At 69.0% G+C, this 16,466-nt stretch carries 18 protein-coding genes; 7 read left to right on the top strand and 11 right to left on the bottom strand.

From position 1 onward, the window contains the following. Positions 1-33: 33 nt before the first annotated feature. A complete protein-coding gene (locus tag JOE46_RS11075) occupies positions 34-726 on the top strand; it encodes a uracil-DNA glycosylase (protein WP_245221638.1) in 693 nt (230 codons plus the stop codon). A 28-nt stretch (positions 727-754) separates the two neighbouring features. Here JOE46_RS11075 and JOE46_RS11080 read toward each other — a convergent pair whose 3' ends face one another. The 6 genes from JOE46_RS11080 to typA form a co-directional block, all read right to left on the bottom strand. After that, complete coding sequence (locus JOE46_RS11080; RefSeq protein WP_097212559.1) at positions 755-1,174, bottom strand: hypothetical protein; 420 nt, start codon at positions 1,172-1,174, stop codon at positions 755-757. Between the two features lie 23 nt (positions 1,175-1,197). After that, a complete protein-coding gene (locus JOE46_RS11085) occupies positions 1,198-1,356 on the bottom strand; it encodes a hypothetical protein (RefSeq protein WP_179800604.1) in 159 nt (52 codons plus the stop codon). A 108-nt stretch (positions 1,357-1,464) separates the two neighbouring features. After that, on the bottom strand, positions 1,465-2,841 hold the full coding sequence (locus JOE46_RS11090; protein ID WP_209927229.1) for a glutamate decarboxylase: 1,377 nt from the start codon (positions 2,839-2,841) through the stop codon (positions 1,465-1,467). Positions 2,842-2,988: 147 nt separating this feature from the next. Next, complete coding sequence (mshB, locus tag JOE46_RS11095; RefSeq protein WP_097212561.1) at positions 2,989-3,867, bottom strand: N-acetyl-1-D-myo-inositol-2-amino-2-deoxy-alpha-D-glucopyranoside deacetylase; 879 nt, start codon at positions 3,865-3,867, stop codon at positions 2,989-2,991. After that, positions 3,864-5,570: an ABC transporter family substrate-binding protein gene (locus JOE46_RS11100; protein ID WP_097212628.1), complete on the bottom strand. Its 1,707-nt coding sequence runs from the start codon at positions 5,568-5,570 to the stop codon at positions 3,864-3,866. Before JOE46_RS11100 ends, mshB begins: the two co-directional genes overlap by 4 nt. A 159-nt stretch (positions 5,571-5,729) precedes the next feature. Beyond that, positions 5,730-7,637 (bottom strand): translational GTPase TypA, encoded by a 1,908-nt coding sequence (typA, locus tag JOE46_RS11105; RefSeq protein ID WP_097212562.1) that lies wholly within the window; start codon positions 7,635-7,637, stop codon positions 5,730-5,732. A 329-nt stretch (positions 7,638-7,966) separates the two neighbouring features. On the opposite strand from typA, the gene JOE46_RS11110 reads away from it, so the two are divergent. Next, entirely contained in the window at positions 7,967-8,143 is a 177-nt protein-coding gene (locus JOE46_RS11110; protein WP_097212563.1) for a hypothetical protein, read from the top strand. 27 nt (positions 8,144-8,170) lie between these two features. Here the strand turns inward: JOE46_RS11110 and JOE46_RS26425 are convergent, their stop codons facing one another. Both JOE46_RS26425 and JOE46_RS11120 read right to left on the bottom strand, forming a co-directional pair. Beyond that, entirely contained in the window at positions 8,171-9,364 is a 1,194-nt protein-coding gene (locus JOE46_RS26425; protein WP_097212564.1) for a lipase family protein, read from the bottom strand. A 118-nt stretch (positions 9,365-9,482) separates the two neighbouring features. Further along, positions 9,483-9,899, bottom strand: a complete 417-nt coding sequence (locus JOE46_RS11120; RefSeq protein WP_097212565.1) for a (deoxy)nucleoside triphosphate pyrophosphohydrolase — start codon at positions 9,897-9,899, stop codon at positions 9,483-9,485. A gap of 15 nt (positions 9,900-9,914) precedes the next feature. On the opposite strand from JOE46_RS11120, the gene JOE46_RS11125 reads away from it, so the two are divergent. After that, on the top strand, positions 9,915-10,205 hold the full coding sequence (locus JOE46_RS11125) for a 4a-hydroxytetrahydrobiopterin dehydratase (RefSeq protein WP_097212630.1): 291 nt from the start codon (positions 9,915-9,917) through the stop codon (positions 10,203-10,205). On the opposite strand, the gene JOE46_RS11130 is transcribed toward JOE46_RS11125, so the two are convergent. Then, positions 10,147-11,409 (bottom strand): mannosyltransferase, encoded by a 1,263-nt coding sequence (locus tag JOE46_RS11130; RefSeq protein ID WP_097212629.1) that lies wholly within the window; start codon positions 11,407-11,409, stop codon positions 10,147-10,149. The genes JOE46_RS11125 and JOE46_RS11130 overlap by 59 nt on opposite strands. Before the next feature lie 361 nt (positions 11,410-11,770). Here JOE46_RS11130 and JOE46_RS11135 point away from each other — a divergent pair, with 361 nt between their 5' ends. The 3 genes from JOE46_RS11135 (at position 11,771) to JOE46_RS11145 (ending at position 13,522) form a co-directional block, all read left to right on the top strand. Beyond that, positions 11,771-12,529 (top strand): hypothetical protein, encoded by a 759-nt coding sequence (locus JOE46_RS11135; protein ID WP_097212566.1) that lies wholly within the window; start codon positions 11,771-11,773, stop codon positions 12,527-12,529. A gap of 81 nt (positions 12,530-12,610) precedes the next feature. Then, positions 12,611-12,946: a hypothetical protein gene (locus JOE46_RS11140; protein ID WP_097212567.1), complete on the top strand. Its 336-nt coding sequence runs from the start codon at positions 12,611-12,613 to the stop codon at positions 12,944-12,946. A 48-nt stretch (positions 12,947-12,994) separates the two neighbouring features. Further along, positions 12,995-13,522: a nuclear transport factor 2 family protein gene (locus JOE46_RS11145; protein ID WP_097212568.1), complete on the top strand. Its 528-nt coding sequence runs from the start codon at positions 12,995-12,997 to the stop codon at positions 13,520-13,522. A 172-nt stretch (positions 13,523-13,694) separates the two neighbouring features. Here the strand turns inward: JOE46_RS11145 and JOE46_RS11150 are convergent, their stop codons facing one another. After that, positions 13,695-14,936, bottom strand: a complete 1,242-nt coding sequence (locus JOE46_RS11150; RefSeq protein WP_097212569.1) for an MFS transporter — start codon at positions 14,934-14,936, stop codon at positions 13,695-13,697. Positions 14,937-15,018: 82 nt separating this feature from the next. On the opposite strand from JOE46_RS11150, the gene JOE46_RS11155 reads away from it, so the two are divergent. After that, the gene (locus tag JOE46_RS11155) at positions 15,019-15,504 is read left to right on the top strand and encodes a hypothetical protein (RefSeq protein WP_143548482.1); all 486 of its coding nucleotides are present in this window, start codon (positions 15,019-15,021) and stop codon (positions 15,502-15,504) included. Between the two features lie 49 nt (positions 15,505-15,553). On the opposite strand, the gene JOE46_RS11160 is transcribed toward JOE46_RS11155, so the two are convergent. Further along, a complete protein-coding gene (locus JOE46_RS11160; protein ID WP_097212571.1) occupies positions 15,554-16,279 on the bottom strand; it encodes a DUF1906 domain-containing protein in 726 nt (241 codons plus the stop codon). Positions 16,280-16,466 lie beyond the last annotated feature (187 nt).

Raw genomic sequence — 16,466 nt, forward strand, 5'->3', positions numbered from 1 at the left:
GGATCTGTGGAAGCCCATGCCACCCTCGCCGAGATGGACGGTGAGCTCGTCAACTGCAGACGCTGCCCGCGGCTCGTCGAGTGGCGCGAGCGCGTGGCCGTCGAGAAGCGGGCCGCGTTCCGCGACGAGACCTACTGGGGCAGGCCCGTTCCCGGGTTCGGGCCGGCCGATGCCGCGCTGTTGATCGTCGGGCTCGCCCCCGCCGCGCACGGCGGGAACCGGACCGGTCGGATGTTCACCGGTGACCGCAGTGGCGACGTGCTGTACGCGGCGCTGCACGCGGTCGGGCTGGCGAACCAACCGACCGCGGTCAGCCGCGACGACGGCCTGCGGCTGCGTGGGGTCAGGGTCACCGCACCCGTGCACTGCGCTCCCCCGGACAACAAGCCGACGCCCACCGAGCGGGACACCTGCCGCCGCTGGATCGACGAGGAACTGCGGCTGCTCTCGCCGACCCTGCGGTCGGTGGTCGTGCTCGGCGGATTCGGTTGGCAGGCACTGTTTCCCGCACTGACCGACGCCGGCTGGGCGGTACCGCGGCCGCGGCCGAAGTTCGGCCACGGCGCCCACATTGTCCTGCCCCCGACCGGTGACGGCAGCGCGCTGGAGGTGTTCGGATGCTTCCACGTCAGCCAGCAGAACACCTTCACCGGCAGGCTCACGCAGGCGATGGTCGAGGCGATGTTGTCCGACGCCGGTCGGGCTGCGGGGTTGCTGCCCCCGTAGCCGACACCCTCCTATTCGCCCGCCGCTCCTAGGCCCGGCGGGCGGAGTTGCCGCGCGCGACGGCGTCCTCGGAGGCGAACCTCAGCAGGAGCAGCCCGGCGGGCACCACCGCGAGTCCGAGCAGCACCAGGGTCAGCGGGCTCGCGAGCAACAGGGCGTCCCCACCCGGACCGCCGAACATGCACAGCACGAAGCCGAGGAACCAGCCGACCAGCGGCAGCGCCGCCATCGATGCCCGGTCGGTGACGGTGCGGGCCCCGAGCACCAGCAACACGTTGACGACACCCGCGGCGAGCGCGCTGATCGGAAACGCCACCGAACCCAGGTAGGTGGGCAGGAAGAGCACGGCCAGCACGGCCGTGAGCGCGCCGTCGAACATCAGCAGGCCGAGAATCGCCGAGTCGAGGATGCGGCGCCCGGTCGGTGCGGGGCTGGTGCCGGATGTCATGGCACCAATCGTAGGCGGGGGCTTCAGCCCACCGGCGGGTAGCCGAGGAGCGTGAGCAGGTGACTCTGCATGTCGACGAAGTTGTACAGCGCGTTCATGTACATCTCGTGATGCTGTTCCGAGTAGGGGCGCAGCGAATCCACGAATGCCACGATCGCGTTCTGAACACTCCAGTTGTACATCGACATCCTTCCGTCAGCCCGACCCGGCTATGACCCACATCACAGTCTAATCGGATTGGGGTCGGCCGTCACAGCCGACCCCATGCCTCGGGAGGAACCCGAACCCCGTCAGTGATGGAACCCTTCCCGCGCCTCGTCGGACGGCGTGCCCCCTGCCAGCCGCGCCAGCGATCGACGGATGTCCTCGGCCAGCAGGGAGATCACATCGCGGGAGATCCCGTGCCGAACCAGGACCCGCTGGATGACTGTCTCCTGCCGGTTCGCGGGCAACGGGTACGAGGGCACCTGCCAGCCGCGCCTCCGCAGCTCATCGCTGAGGTCGTACAGCGAGAAGCCCGCCGTCGCCGGGCCGGTCAGGGTGTAGGACACCGCGGGCAGCCCGCCGGTCCCGTCGTAGAGCAGGGTGAACGGCCCCATCGTCTTGATCTCCTCGGCGAGGGCCTGGGCGGTTTCGGCACACGTCTGCTGGATCATGCGATAGCCCTCGCGGCCGAGGCGCAGCAACAGGTAGTACTGGGCGACGATCTCGCCGCCCGGCCGGGAGAAGTTGAGCGCGAAGGTCGGCATGTCGCCGCCGAGATAACTCACCCGGAACACCAGGTCCTCGGGCAGCAGGTCCGCCGACCGCCACACCACCCAGCCGACCCCGAGCGGGGCCAGTCCGTACTTGTGACCGGAGGTGTTGATGGAGGCCACTCGCGGGATACGGAAGTCCCACAACAACTCCGGCTGCACGAACGGGGCGATGAATCCCCCGCTGGCCGCGTCGACGTGAACGGGCACGTCCAGCCCGGTGTCCGCCATGATCGCGTCCAGCTCCGCCGCGATCTCCTCGACGGGCTCGTAGTCGCAGGTGTAGGTCACGCCGAGGATCGCGACGACACCGATGGTGTTCTCGTCGACGTACTCCCGCAATTGGTGCGGACGTATCCCCGTCGCGCCGGGCTCGAGCGGGATCTGGCGCAGTTCCACGTCGAAGTACCGGGCGAACTTGTCCCAGCAGATCTGCACCGGCCCGCACACCAGGTTCGGGCGGTCGGTGGGCTTGCCCTCCGCCTGCCGCCGCTCGCGCCAGCGCCATTTGAGGGCCAGCCCACCGAGCATGGCGGCCTCGCTCGATCCGGTCGTGGAGCAGCCCATGGTGTCGCGTCCGGAGGGTGAGTTCCAGAGGTCCGCCAGCATGTGCACACACCGGGACTCGATCTCCGCGGTCTGCGGGTACTCGTCCTTGTCGATCATGTTCTTGTCGAGGCAGTCGTTCATCAGCCGGTGGACCTCGTCCTCCGACCAGGTCGAGCAGAACGTCGCGAGGTTCTGCGAGGAGTTGCCGTCCAGCTGGAGTTCGCTGTGGATCAGTGCGTAGGCGATCCGCGGGTCCGACGCTTCTTTCGGCATCTGGTACTTCGGCAACACTTCTCGGCTGAGCGGCGTCGAGTAGATGTCTTGGGCGTCCCCGCCCCTGTCGGTGACCCTGTGCAACGCCATCGGGCTGATCCCTTCGTGATCCGGAAATCGACAATCGATCTGGATACAACGTGCGAGAAACTCAGGTACGACTGATGAAGCACACCGAGGGTAACCCGGATCGGGTCACCCCGTGGGGCGACTGGAAGCCTTCGGGGCGGCCGCGTGCTAGAAAGCGATGCCGGAGAACAGGTCCCGCTCGCGCCCGTCGGCGTCGACCGCACCGCGGGCGCCGCGCACCAGAACGTAGTGTTCCTCGGCCAGGATCGGCTGCGCCACGTTGTTCGACAGCGCGTACTCCGAGCCGGTCTCCGACACCGTCACCTGCGTCGCGTGCGCGGTCAGCGCCGACCGCTTGGCCTCGAGCACAGCCCGCACGTCCACCGCGGCGGTCACCGTCTCGTCGAGCACACAGGGCAACTCCCCCGGCTCCGGAATCCGCCACGACGACGGGATCTCGGTGATGCACTCGATCCCCTGTGCCAACGAGTTCGCCTCGGTGACAGTCCAATACACCTTCGTCGGCTCCCAGGGCCGACCCGCGGCCGGATACATATCGGTGCCCGCGGCCAACGCCGCTGCCATCGTGAAGCGGTGCGCCTGGATGTGATCGGGGTGGCCGTAGCCGCCGTCCGGGTCGTAGCAGACCACCACGTGCGGACGGACCTCCCGGATCACCGCGACCAGAGCCTCGACCGCCTCCTCGGGGTCCGCGTTCACGAACGCGCGCGGGTTGGCGGCTGACGGGGTGCCGATCATGCCGGAATCCCGCCAGCGACCCGCCCCGCCCAGGAACCTGGGGCCGTCGACGCCCAGCGCCGCGAGCGCCTCGGTCAACTCGAGGATGCGGTAGCCGCCGAGCTGATCGGCCCGGTCCGCGACGAGGCCCGCCCACCGCTCACCGATCACCTCGCCCTCCTCGCCGAGCGTGCAGGTCAGCACGGTCACCCGCGCGCCCTCGGCGGCGTACCGCGCGATGGTGCCCCCGGTGGTGAGGGTCTCGTCGTCGGGATGGGCGTGCACCAGCAGCAGTCGACGTTCGCTCACTGCGGGCTCCTTGACCAGCCGGCGGCATCGGCGAAGATGCCGACCTGGATCGCGCCGGTCAGCGAAACACCCTGGACGCCCGGCCCGGCCGCGACCACGGTCGTGTCCTGCAGGACGGGCAGCACGGCGGCGAGATCCCACAGCTTCGGCTCGGCCTGAGCGATCACGTGTCCGACGTCCGCGGTTCCGCGGAGCGCCTCGTCGATGCCCGCCTGCAGGGCCGCGTCACAGAGTCCCGACAGATTGCTCGGGGCAAGCGGATCGGGCACGACGTCGGGCTCGGCGTCCGTCGACTCGCCTGCGCCGGACGGTGCCGGGGCCGCAGGCGGGGGGCAGGCGAACCGGGAGGCCATCGAGGTCGCCGGGTCGGAGCCCGCGCGCGCCCAGCCGACCACGGCGTCGACCTCGCCCTCGACGAGCGACTTGCCGTACAGCTCGTCCGGCCTCATCGTCGTCACCGAGGCATCGACCCCGGCGCCGCGGAGCTGGTCGGCCGCCGTGTTCGCGACCGCGATGGCGGAGTCGTCGCCCTCCGGCGCACCGATCACCAGGGCCAGCTGATCGCCGTCCTTCGCGGTCCTGGCCGTCGCCGTCTCACCGGGGCCGTCGACGAGGGTGTGAACCCAGCCCGCCTCGGCGAGCAACCCGAGCGCCTGCTCGCGGCTCGGCGCGGGCGGCGCGGTCGGGACGTAGCCCGGATCGGACGGCGCCAGCACCTGGGCTCGGGCCGGCGTCGCGTTCGCGCCGGTCGGGGTGCCTACGGAGGCCAGCAGGTCGGGGCTGAGCAGCCCCATCAGACCGCGACGCAGCCGCTGGTCGGCGAGCGCGGGGACCCTGCCGTTCAAGGTCAGCTCCAGTACCCGGGGCGCGGGGGTGACGGCGGCGCGCACCGAGGGGATCGCGGCCAACTGAGCCTGCAGCGGGCCGCTGCCCCGCACCTGCGCGACCTGGGCGTCACCGGAACGGATCGAGTCCGCCAACTGCGCGGACGAACCACCGCGACGCATGAGGATCTGGTCGGGGGTCGCGGGCTTGCCCCAGAACCGGTCGTTGCGTTCGAGCAGGATCTCGTCGCGGCCGCGGTCGATGGACTTGATGTGGAAGTCGGCGCCGGACACCGGGATGTTCTCCGCCAGTCCGCGGGTGAACCCGCCCGGCGAGTCCTTCACCAGGTGCGAGGGCAGCAGGTCCGTGAACAACTCCCGCCACGCCGGATACGGCGAGCTCATCGTGACGGTGACGGTCTTGCCGCCGCCCGAGGAGCCGATGTCGGTGATGAGGCCGTAGCCGGCCGGGTCGACGACGCCGGGCTGGCTGATCATCTGCCGCCACAGGTAGCGGAAGTCCTCGGCGGCGATCGGCGCGCTGTCGGACCACTGCGCCTCGTTGCGGAGCTGGTACGTGACCGTGAAGGGATTCTGGGAGGTGACGTCCGCGGAGATCAGCAGGGACTCGTCGGGGAGCCAGTCCGTGCCGCCGGGCCGGGTCGGGCTGGGGACCGGACGGAAGGCGCTCGGCAACACCATCGAGCTGACCGCCGACGTGACCGGCGACTGGTCGGAGAGCAGGTGCGGATTGAAGCCGAGGCCCACGTCGTCGATCGCGACAACGACGGTGTTCTTGGTGGGCACCGCCGTCGTCGGCTTGGGACTGTCGGTGCTCTCCACCGGCGGCGGCGGGTTCGCGGTGCAGCCCGCCAGCATCAGGCCGGCGACAAGGGCTGTCGCGATCGGCAGGATCTGTCGGGTTCGTCGTCCCGCTCGATGCACTCGCACGTCCCTTTCGATCTACGGCTGTAAACGCCTGTGCGCGGCTGACGGGTCCGCAGACTCGTCAACCGCGCACAGGCGCGAAGCGCAACTCTACAGCGCGGCCTTGTCGCGGGACTTGCTGCGCGAGCGCTCGCGGGCGCGGTCGGTCTGCGACAGGTGCACCTTGCGGACGCGGACCACCTCGGGGGTGACCTCGACGCACTCGTCGCCTGCACAGAACTCCATGGCGCCCTCGAGCTCGAGCTTGATCGGCTTGGCCAGGGTCTCCATCACGTCGGCGGAGGACTGACGCATATTGGTCAGCTTCTTCTCGCGGGTGACGTTGATGTCGAGGTCTTCCTGACGCGGGTTGATGCCCACGACCATGCCCTCGTAGGTGTCCGCGCCGGGCTCGACGAAGAAGGTGCCGCGGTCGGCGAGCTGGATCATCGCGAACGGGGTCACCGAGCCGGTGCGGTCGGAGACGAGCGAACCGGTGTGGCGCGCGCGGATCTCTCCCGCCCACGGCGCGTAGCCGTGGAAGACGGCGTTGGCGATGCCGGTGCCGCGGGTCTCGGTGAGGAAGTCGGTGCGGAAACCGATCAGGCCACGCGAGGGGACGATGAACTCCATGCGGACCCAGCCGGCACCGTGGTTGGCCATCTGGACCATCTTGCCCTTGCGGTTCGCCAGGAGCTGGGTGATGGCGCCGAGGTACTCCTCGGGGCTGTCGATGGTGAGCTCCTCGAAGGGCTCGTGCACCTTGCCGTCGACCTGGCGGGTGACCACCTGCGGCTTGCCGACGGTCATCTCGAAGCCCTCGCGGCGCATCTGCTCGACCAGGATGGCCAGCGCGAGCTCACCACGACCCTGCACCTCCCATGCGTCCGGGCGACCGATGTCGAGGACCTTGAGCGAGACGTTGCCGACGAGCTCCTGATCGAGACGCGACTTGATCATGCGGGCGGTCAGCTTGTGGCCGCTGACCCGGCCGACGAGCGGCGAGGTGTTGGTGCCGATGGTGACCGAGATGGCGGGCTGGTCGACGGTGATCCGCGGCAGCGCGACCGGGTTCTCCAGGTCGGCGAGGGTGTCGCCGATCATGATGTCGGGGAAGCCGGCGACCGCGACGATGTCACCGGCGACGGCGACCTCTCCGGGCTGACGCTCGACGCCGACGGTCTGCAGCAGCTCGGTGATCTTGGTCTTGGTGACGACGGGCTCGCCGTCGACCTCGCGCATCCAGGAGACGGTCTGGCCCTTGCGGAGCTCGCCGTTGTGGATGCGGACCAGGGCCAGGCGGCCGAGGAAGGCGGAGGCGTCGAGGTTGGTGACGTGCGCCTGCAGCGGCGCGTCGACGGTGCCCTTGGGTGCCGGGACGTTCTCCATCAGGACCTCGAACAGCGCGTCGAGGTTCTCGGCGTCGGGGGCCTGGCCGTTCTCGGGCTGGACCTTGCTGGCCTTGCCCTCACGGCCGGAGGCGTAGAGCACCGGCAGGTCGAGGGCGAGCTCGGCTGCCTCGGCGGCCTCGTCGTCCAGATCGGACGCCAGGTCGAGGAGCAGGTCGTGGCTCTCGGAGACGACCTCCTCGATGCGGGCGTCGGGACGGTCGGTCTTGTTGACGACGAGGATGACGGGCAGCGAGGCGGCGAGCGCCTTGCGGAGCACGAAACGGGTCTGCGGCAGCGGGCCCTCGGAGGCGTCGACGAGCAGCACAACGCCGTCCACCATGGACAGGCCGCGCTCCACCTCGCCACCGAAGTCGGCGTGGCCGGGGGTGTCGATCACGTTGATGACCGTGATCGAACCGTCCTCGTTGTGCTTATGCACGGCGGTGTTCTTCGCGAGGATGGTGATGCCCTTTTCGCGCTCCAGGTCACCGGAGTCCATCACGCGGTCGACCAGTTCGGCACGCTCGGCGAAGGCGCCGGACTGCCGGAGCATGGCGTCGACGAGGGTGGTCTTGCCATGGTCGACGTGTGCGACGATGGCAACATTGCGGAAGGTGGTGCTGGGCACGCTGCGGTCTCCTGGCTGGCTTGATTCAGCCACGCGAAACCTAGGCTCGCACGGCTCGGGCGGCCGCGTCGCGAATGCGAATCCATCAGCACAGGACGACCTGTGCAGGCATTGCGGCCAGCTAGATACTACCCGCCCGCGGCAATTCCGCCGAAAACGAGTTGTGAATCACCCTGGATCTGCTACTCGGTCAACCACAAGGACCGAGCGAGCGGGCCGCCGAGCCCGACCGCGGCACGCGCCTGCGCCGGGCCGATTCGTGAGGGCAAGCTAACCTCGGGTAGGCCGGGACGATCCGGTATCCGACCGGGCAGGAGGGCCGAGCCGACATGGGCAAGGTCAAGGCGAAGAAGGTCTCGAGCCTCAAGCCGAAGAAGAAGTGCTGCCGCAGCAAGACGCGGTGCCTCAAGTGTCCCGTCGTCATCATGCGGATGAAGAAACTCGAGAACGAGGGCGTCACGGGCAAGGACCTGAAGAAGGGGCTCAAGAAGGCACGCGCCTCCTGAGCCCCTCCCCGTCGCGCGTCGCCCGGATCAGCAGTTCGGCGTTGTCGGACGGCCGACGACGCGGTCGTCGAGCCACTTGTAGGCGGGCGGCATCCCGACAAAGGCCCCACCGACATGATCGACGCCAAGTCCGGGGGCGTACTGGACGTCGACCCCGCGGTTGCAGTACTCACGGACCACTCCGGTCATCCCCCGGTCCGGGATCAGCACGTCCTTGGTGTCATGGAAGACGAACAGCGGCATGTCCGGCGTGGCGGCGGTGCGTGCCAGCGAGTTCTCCTCGATGGCGGCCTCGACGCTCGGGATGGTGAGGATGTCGCCCACCTTCGAGCACTGGGCGAGGCTGATGCCCTTGGTCTTGCCGAGCAGGTCCGTCAGGCACCCGTCGGTGAGCGTATTGGCGAACTCGATCCCCTCTGGGGTGAGGTATTCCTGCGGCCTGACCTTGTCCGGGAACTCCCTCGACAACCCGAGCAGGGTGCCCCAGGCGGTGAAACCGACGGCCGGCTGCTTCTCGCTCAGCCCGGCCAGGTCGCCGGGGACCCCGCCCTCGGCGACACCGATGACATTGAGTTCCGGCGCGTAGGTGGACTTCTGTTCGGCCGCCCATGCGGTCGCGTGCCCGCCGCCCGAGTAGCCGTACATGACGACCGGTGACTGCGAGAGCCCAAGCGGCTCAAAGCGTTGCGCGGCACGAATGCCGTCGAGCACGCCGTGTGCGGTCTGTCGTCCGGCGATCCAGGCCATCTCGGGGCCCTGGTAGTCGGAGGCGACGACCGCATAGCCGAGCGCGAGCATCGGCGAGATGAGGGCCAGGTCCTGGGACTTTCCCGCGGGCAGGGTCACCGAGGGGTTGCACGCCAGACCGAGGGCGTCCATCGCCTGCTGCTGGGAGAGCAGCGGGCGGGCCCCCGGTCCGGTCCACGGGCGATCGGGGACCATCACCGTCGCCGTCGTGGTCACCGGCACCCCGAACGAATCGGTGGTGCGGTAGAGCAGCTGGGTGGTCTTGACCACCGGCCACGGAGTGTTCGCCGGGAAGCGGACCTCCACCGGACGGCTGCGGATCACGTCCCCTTTCGCGTACCCCGACAGATCGGCCGGCCCCTGGAACCAATTGTCCGCCAACGGCGTCGGACCGGGCAGCGGTTCGGCGGCCGCCGCGGGGGGCACCCCCAGTGTCAGCGCGGCGGCACAGGCCGCCACCAAGCCGAGGATCACCCCATGGCTGACGCCTCCCCCTCGATACGCCGATGATCAGTACCAGCGTGGCACGGAAACGGCTGGGGACAACGGGTTTCCGGGCGCGACACGCGATGGAGGCGGCCTGCCGCCACAACTATTCCGCGTGCAGCACCGCCATCAACTCCGCCAGCCACGCCCTGTCGTTCGGCACCAGATCGGCGGCGGCGAGCTCCGGCCCGGTCACCCAGCGCACCGCGGAATGTTCCAACGCGGTCGGGGTCCCGTCACACAGCGACACCAGGTAGGCGCGCAGGACCATGCCCTTCGGCAGCGGCACGTCCACCCCGATCCGGTCGCCGACCACGGTGTCGACACCCAGTTCCTCGCGGAGCTCGCGGCGCAGGCCCTGCGCCGGGGTCTCCCCCGGCTCGATCTTTCCGCCGGGCAGCTCCCACATGCCTGCCAGTTCCGGCGGCGCGACCCGCTGCGCGAGCAACAGCCGACCGCCGGCGATGATCGCCGCCGCCGCGACCTCTCGCACCGCATTCGTTTCCGCCCGGGCTTCATGCATGGCACCATCATTGTCATGGCCGAGTTGCTGTCGGACGCCGAGGTCGAAGCCGCGCTGGGATCGCTCCCCGATTGGCAGCGGGCGGGCGCCTCGATCACCCGAACACTGAAGTGCCCGACCTTTCCAGCCGCCATCGCGCTGGTCGATCGGGTCGCGGCGGCCGCCGAGAGCCGCGATCACCACCCGGACATCGACATCCGCTGGCGCACGCTCACCTTCACCTGCGCCACCCACTCCATGGGCGGGATCACCGATCTGGACGTGGGCCTTGCGCGGGAGATCGATCGTCTGGCTGCCGAGGGCTGAGCCGTCCGGCGTAGATCACCCAGGCGTAGAACGCGACGGCGCCCACGACGTTCACGGCGCCCAGCCAGGCCAGCACGGCTGGCCTCGAGATCAGCCAGATCGAGTCCTGGAAGAAGGACAGCACCCACGGCACCCCGATGATGGTCGACGCCAGCCAGCAGCCGGCCAGGATCTTCGACCCCAGCCGCTCCGCCAGCGGTCCGTGTACGAGCCAGATCAGCATCGGGATCAGCCACACCCAGTGGTGCGACCACGAGATCGGCGAGATCAACAGCCCGAAGAGCTGCACCACGACGAGGGTGCCGAGCCTGTCGTCGGCCCCGAGCGCCCGCCAGGCGAAGAAGGCGAGCAGCGCCGCCACCGCCACCGCCACCAGCCACGGCCAGCCGCTCTCGACGTCATGGCCGAGTACTCGGCTCAACGCACCGCGCGCCGACTGGTTCCACACCGACCCGACCGGGCCGATGCGGGATGCATCGCCGAGCAGGTGTTCGAAGTACTCGCGCGCCGACGGGCCGATCGTGAGGTAGCTGACCGCCACCGTCAGCCCGAACGCCACCGCGGAGAAGACGGCGGCCTTCCATCGCCTTCGCGCCACGAAATACAGGCCGGTGATCGCGGGCGTGAGCTTGATGCCCGCGATGAAGCCGACCAGCCCGCCCGCGATCCACCACCGGGTGCTGCGGACGGCGACCATGGCGCCGAGCACCAGGAACACGTTGACCTGCCCGTAGTCGAGCGTGGTACGAACCGGCTCGGTCCAGATTCCGACGGCGGTCCAGGTCAGCGCGACCGCGGTCCAGCGGGGTTCCCTCGCCGCCGCGCCGTAGATCAGTTCCAGGCTGATCCGGATCACGAGGAACAGCGCCGCGATGGTGAGCAGCGTCCAGCACACCCCCACCACCGGGAAGGGCAGATAGTGCAGTGGGAAGAACACCAGCGCCGCGAACGGCGGGTATGTGAACGGGAGCGGAAAGTCCGGGGTCAGCTCGGCGTAGGTGAAGTCGTAGAGGTTGTCGCTGAGCAGCGCGGCCGAGCCGTCCACATATACGTGCAGATCGACCAGGTTCATGCCGTTCGGGCTCAGGAACACCCATGCCATCCGCACCGCGACGGAGACCGCCAGCAGCAGCGGGGCGAAGCGAAGGATCGACGCCGACCGGCTATCGGTGCGAGCATCCCGAGTCTGGGGTGCGGGTGGCATCTCGGACACGTCTCGCGTTCTCCCGTGTGGTGTGGGCCGACGGGTGGAACCCGAAGCGTTCGACAGCGAGCCTAACGGCAGCCGCGGCGGCCGCTGAACCTCCCCGAAAATTGTGGATAACAGTTGCATCAACAATCTCAATTTTCACTCTAGTCACACGATATGGTCACCGGGCAAGCATCATCCGGCCAGCATTGCCATAGACTCCCGACCCAGAGTCACTCTCGGGTGACAAAGAAATAACAGGGTTGTCTCGGCAAGCGCTGTACAACCGCCTGATGGCCTGCATAGAGTGGCCCCTCGTTACCGCTGGGGGCCTGCAGGCCAACCGACGCTTGAAGAAAATAAGGATGGGACGACTGTGCTTCGTACGCGAGGACCGCGCAGAACGATCACCGCGCTAGCGATAGCCGCGGCCGCTGCCTTGGCTGCTCCGACCAACGCTGTGGCGCAGCCCGCGCCCGTGCTCCCCGAGGGCCTCAACATCGAGGCTCTGGCCTCGCTGGCACCGGCCATCATCGGTGCCGCGGCAGGCCCGTCCGACATCGCAGGCGGACCGCAGGCAGACCTGCTCGCCCAGGCGCGCACGCTGCTCGAGTCCTCCAACCTGCCCGAGTCGACGAAGGCGACCCTCTCCAAGGTCATCACCTTCCTCGACGGCAGTGGCGGCGGCGGACCGGAGCTCCCGCCGGAGAGCGGCCCCGTGATCGCCCAGTTCCTCTACCCGACCCTCGGCAAGGGCTGCATCTCGGCCACCGCCGACTCGGTGGGTACCGCGCTGGCCGTCCCCGGCCCCGCGCACCTGCCCCCTCCGGGACCGAAGGCCGGCCAGGCCGGGTTCGTCTTCACCGCGCTGGGCACCAAGAAGCCCGCCGACGTGCAGCCGGTCCCGCTCACCGTCAGCTGGGTCAACATCGACAACCAGAAGTCGGCGACTCAGAACCTGACGTCCGAGTCGAAGATCAACCCGGACGGACCGGCCACCCTGTCCGCCATCGCCGACACCGGTCGCGGCCGCGTTCTCGCGGTGATCTCCGGCTCCCTCACCACCCAGGCCGAGGGCGCCGCACCGATCACCTGCAGCTTCCTGCCGACCGTCGGAATGGTTGTCGTTCCGTAAGTCACCAGCCATCCCAGAAGGGCCCTTTCGCATCGCGAAGGGGCCCTTCTGCTTTGTCCGGCCCTGTGGTAAACCTCAGCGATGGCCTCCGTACCGCACTCGGTGAAGTCCGTGCACTCGCGACGCTCGATCCTGTCCATCCGATCCGAGGGCTCCATCCTCTCGATCGGCTCGGCCTACTCGATTCTCTCGATCGGCAGCGTCGGCTCGATCCTCTCGATAGGCTCCATCGGCTCGGCCGGTTCCGCCCTGTCCACCGGCTCGTTCGGCAGCCTGGGTTCGGCGCTGTCCGGACTGTCGAAGTGGTCGGTGCTGTCCTGGCGTGCCGACGCCACGAGCCCGAGCGACCGCCCGCTGCACGTGCTGGCGGAAGAGCCCGGACTCGCGGTGTCGCCGATGTCGCACACCCAGACCTGAGCTGCATCAACCAGAAACAGACAGCCGCACAACACGATTCGACGGAGGATGCACGTGACCGAGGCGGACAAGACCGACAACCGGACGTGGACGAGGGCTGAACTGGAGTCGGCCTTCGAGGGCTACCAGCGCACGGTTGAGAAGGCCACCGCGACGGGCGACTGGAACCTCTTCGCCGACATGTTCACCGAGGACGCCACCTACATCGAGCACGCCTACGGGAACTTCATTGGCCGGGAACAGATCCGGGAGTGGGTGGTGCGGACGATGACGAGCTTCCCCGGCAGCCACATGACGGAGTTCCCCGCGGCCTGGCACACGATCGACGAGGAGCGCGGCTGGGTGATCTGCGAGATCCGCAATCCGATGCGTGATCCCGGCGACGGCACGCTCCACGAGGCCTCGAACCTGACGATCCTGCACTACGCGGGCGACGGGCTGTGGTCCTGCGAGGAAGACGTCTACAACCCGATGAAGTTCCTGAAGATGGCCAAGAAATGGTGCCGCGCCGCGGAGTCGTCCGGAGGACTTCCGGACGAGGCCCGCCAGTGGCTCTCCGCGGTGGGCGGCGCCTAGGGCGCGTCGCGCACTAGGGGTTCTGCGGTTCCTGAGGGGCCACGGATCCGCTCGACACGCGGTCGTAGATGTTCGCCGCGAGGGCGTACACGATGTTGATGAGTTGTTCCACGTCTGTCCTCTCTCGAATGGTTCCGCTGACGCTACCGGCAGCGGGCCCGACCTACGATGCTCACACGTGGTCGTGTCGGCCGGCCCGCGCGGCCGCGACCCATAGCTTGGCCACGTACCCCGCCAATCCGATCGCCATGCCCACCACCGCGACGGCGGTGAACCCGGCCGCCGGTCCGGCACGGTCGACCATCGCACCGGCAAGGGGCGAACCGACCGCGCCGCCGAGAGTGAACGAGGTCCCCTGCCAACCCATAGCCTCGCCCCTCCGGTCCTCCGGAACCAGGTCCGCGATCGCCTCGCCCGTCGCCGCCATCACCGGCGCGCAGAACAGCCCGGCCGGGATGGCGAGGGCCGCCAGTGTGAAGGTCGAGGTGGCGAAGGCCATCGGGAGCGTGAACAGGCCGAGTAGGAACAGCAGCAGCGCCGGGCTCACGGGGCGATGCATCGCGCCATAGATCAGCCCGCCCACGATCGACGACACGCACCAGAAGAAGAACACGACACCGAGGGACTGCACCTCCCCGCTCGCCCGCAGCGCGGCCAGGATGCCGACGTCCGTGCCCGCCAGGATCAAGGTGGCTCCCGCCGAGGCGGCGAACACGCCGACGGCGGCGGCGGTGAGCCAGCCGGGGCGCGTCGCGGCGCTGAGAGTGGCGGCCGTCGCGTCGTCAACCGCGGGTGCGACCGCCGCCTCGGCTCCTGCCGCGACGGCGGGGGTCTCACTGCGGGTCGGCGGGTTGAACCACATCAGGAACAGACCGGCAACCACGACGGACACGCCTATCGCGATGAGGGTGTACCGGGTGCTGAAGTGAGTGCCGAGGAATACCCCTGTCGCCGGGCCGACGATGAACACCAGCTCGGTGCCGATCGAGTCGAGGGCGTACGCGGTCCGCCGATCCGCCTCGCCGACCAGCACGCTGATGCTCTGGCGGACCACCGTGAAGATCGGCAGTGCGAAGGCCCCGCAGACGAAGGCGACCGGGATCAGTGCCTGGTAGGGCACGAAGGCGACGATCGGCCACAGCACGCCCTCGGCGATCACGGAGGGCAGCAGGGTTCTTCGCAGCCCGATCCGGTCGATCAGCCTGCCGCGCCAGGGCGAGCCGACCGCGATGCCGATGGTCAGCGCCGCCGCCGCGAGTCCCGCGGCCGCGTATCCCCTGCCGAGGGTCTGCACGACGTGCAGGGTGAGGATCAGCCCGGCCGCGGAGTGCGGCAGCCGCGCGATCATCCCGACTAGGATCAGCCTGCGCACCGGCCTGCGTGCCAGCAGTGCGGCGTAGCGACCGATACCCATGCGAGAAGTCTGTCATCGAGTCGTGATCGGACTGCGCTCGTCTTGCGCCGAATCCCCCGCCGTCGCGGCTAGGCTCGACCGCATGAGAAAAGCAGCTGCAGTGCTCGCCGCCTCCACCGCCGCCCTCGCGCTCGCCCTCACCGGCTGTAGTTCCGACGAAGCCACCGACAACACCCAGACCGCCAAGGACAAGGCATCGGCCGCGATGTCGTCCGCCGCAGGCGCCGCGGGAAGCGCCATGACCTCCGCCGCCAACGCCGCTGAGGGCGCCATGTCCTCGGCGAACGCCGCGGCCAGCACCGCCGTCTCGAAGGCCAAGGGCGCCCTCGACAGCGCGAAGGTCGCGACCTTCACCGCCGCGTTCAAGGTCGCCAATCCCGATCTAGCAGCGGGCCGCGACGACGACGCCATCGAAGACATCCTGGCGCAAACCTGCGCCGACATCGACGCAGGCCAGTCCGAGCAGGAGATCGTCGCCGGCCTCGAGACCAGGGCCGAGAACAACGGCGTCAAGGCCACCCCGGACCAGGCACAGCAGATCTACAACATCGCCAAGCCGGCCTGCTGACCGCCCCAGCACTCCGCCGCGCCCCGCATCGCAGGGGCGCGGCGTTCGGTCAGGCCAGCGACCACTGGCCGTAGTCGGCCTTGAGGATCGCGTTGAGGTCGATGCCGACACCGTCGACGGCTCGCTTGTCGATCTCGTACTGGTGCAGATGCGCCTCGGGATGCACGAAACCCGACGGCGTGCCCCAGTTGTGCTGCCAGTAGAACGCGCCCAGGCCCTCGGCCACCAGCAGGTCGAGGGTCGGGGAGTTCGCGTAGACGCCCGTGTTCTCGTGCCCGACAACCGATTCCCAACCCTGGATGTACGGGGCGATCAGCTCGGTGAAGTCGTCCTCGCTCGGGTTGTCGTCGATGGACGCGTAGATCGGCCGGTTCTCCGGACCGCCCGCGGCCAGGTGCAGCTCGAGACCGCGCTCGGCATGCTCCACGCCCGCATCGAACCCGCCGCGCCAGTCCGCGGTGTCCGCCTTGCCGAACTGGTAGCAGGAGACGACCTCCAGCCCGGACTCGGCGAGTGCTGTCGCCTCCGCCTCCAGCATCGGCTTGCCCTCCATCCACTCCGCCCCTGGCCGACGGTCCGAGACGTAACGGATGGCCCCGACGTGTCCGGCGGCGAGGATGGCCTCCGCGGACGGAACCCCGCCCGCGTAGTCGATCAGGGTGCCGAGGTTCGGAGAGGCCTGCGCGAGCAGGGAATTGGATCCGAGCGCCGTGACGCCAAGAGCGGCGGATCCGGCGGCCACGTACTTGAAGAGTTCTCGACGGGAAACCTGCACGACGCCCTCACATCACTGATTGCTGTCGTCACCGGCACGCCCCGACTGCCGACGAGGGGCCACGGTGACCTGGGTGGTTCGGCCATTCCATCACAATCACTCTGGTGTCGCCAGTCACATTAGTATCTCTAGCAACACCTGTTGCGGCGTCGCCGCAGCGTATCGGCCCTTCGACGCCGAATCGGGA

The organism is Rhodococcus sp. PvR099, assembly GCF_017833315.1.
GTDB lineage: Bacteria > Actinomycetota > Actinomycetes > Mycobacteriales > Mycobacteriaceae > Rhodococcus_G > Rhodococcus_G oryzae.

What these genes read in the sequence shown, in the direction of transcription:
- JOE46_RS11075 (WP_245221638.1), top strand. Translation starts at nt 34, where the DNA reads ATGGACGGTGAGCTCGTCAACTGCAGACGCTGCCCGCGGCTCGTCGAG.
- JOE46_RS11080 (WP_097212559.1), bottom strand. Translation starts at nt 1,174, where the DNA reads ATGACATCCGGCACCAGCCCCGCACCGACCGGGCGCCGCATCCTCGAC.
- JOE46_RS11085 (WP_179800604.1), bottom strand. Translation starts at nt 1,356, where the DNA reads ATGTACAACTGGAGTGTTCAGAACGCGATCGTGGCATTCGTGGATTCG.
- JOE46_RS11090 (WP_209927229.1), bottom strand. Translation starts at nt 2,841, where the DNA reads ATGGCGTTGCACAGGGTCACCGACAGGGGCGGGGACGCCCAAGACATC.
- JOE46_RS11100 (WP_097212628.1), bottom strand. Translation starts at nt 5,570, where the DNA reads ATGCTGGCGGGCTGCACCGCGAACCCGCCGCCGCCGGTGGAGAGCACC.
- JOE46_RS11110 (WP_097212563.1), top strand. Translation starts at nt 7,967, where the DNA reads ATGGGCAAGGTCAAGGCGAAGAAGGTCTCGAGCCTCAAGCCGAAGAAG.
- JOE46_RS11120 (WP_097212565.1), bottom strand. Translation starts at nt 9,899, where the DNA reads ATGCATGAAGCCCGGGCGGAAACGAATGCGGTGCGAGAGGTCGCGGCG.
- JOE46_RS11125 (WP_097212630.1), top strand. Translation starts at nt 9,915, where the DNA reads ATGGCCGAGTTGCTGTCGGACGCCGAGGTCGAAGCCGCGCTGGGATCG.
- JOE46_RS11130 (WP_097212629.1), bottom strand. Translation starts at nt 11,409, where the DNA reads ATGCCACCCGCACCCCAGACTCGGGATGCTCGCACCGATAGCCGGTCG.
- JOE46_RS11140 (WP_097212567.1), top strand. Translation starts at nt 12,611, where the DNA reads ATGGCCTCCGTACCGCACTCGGTGAAGTCCGTGCACTCGCGACGCTCG.
- JOE46_RS11145 (WP_097212568.1), top strand. Translation starts at nt 12,995, where the DNA reads ATGCACGTGACCGAGGCGGACAAGACCGACAACCGGACGTGGACGAGG.
- JOE46_RS11150 (WP_097212569.1), bottom strand. Translation starts at nt 14,936, where the DNA reads ATGGGTATCGGTCGCTACGCCGCACTGCTGGCACGCAGGCCGGTGCGC.
- JOE46_RS11155 (WP_143548482.1), top strand. Translation starts at nt 15,019, where the DNA reads ATGAGAAAAGCAGCTGCAGTGCTCGCCGCCTCCACCGCCGCCCTCGCG.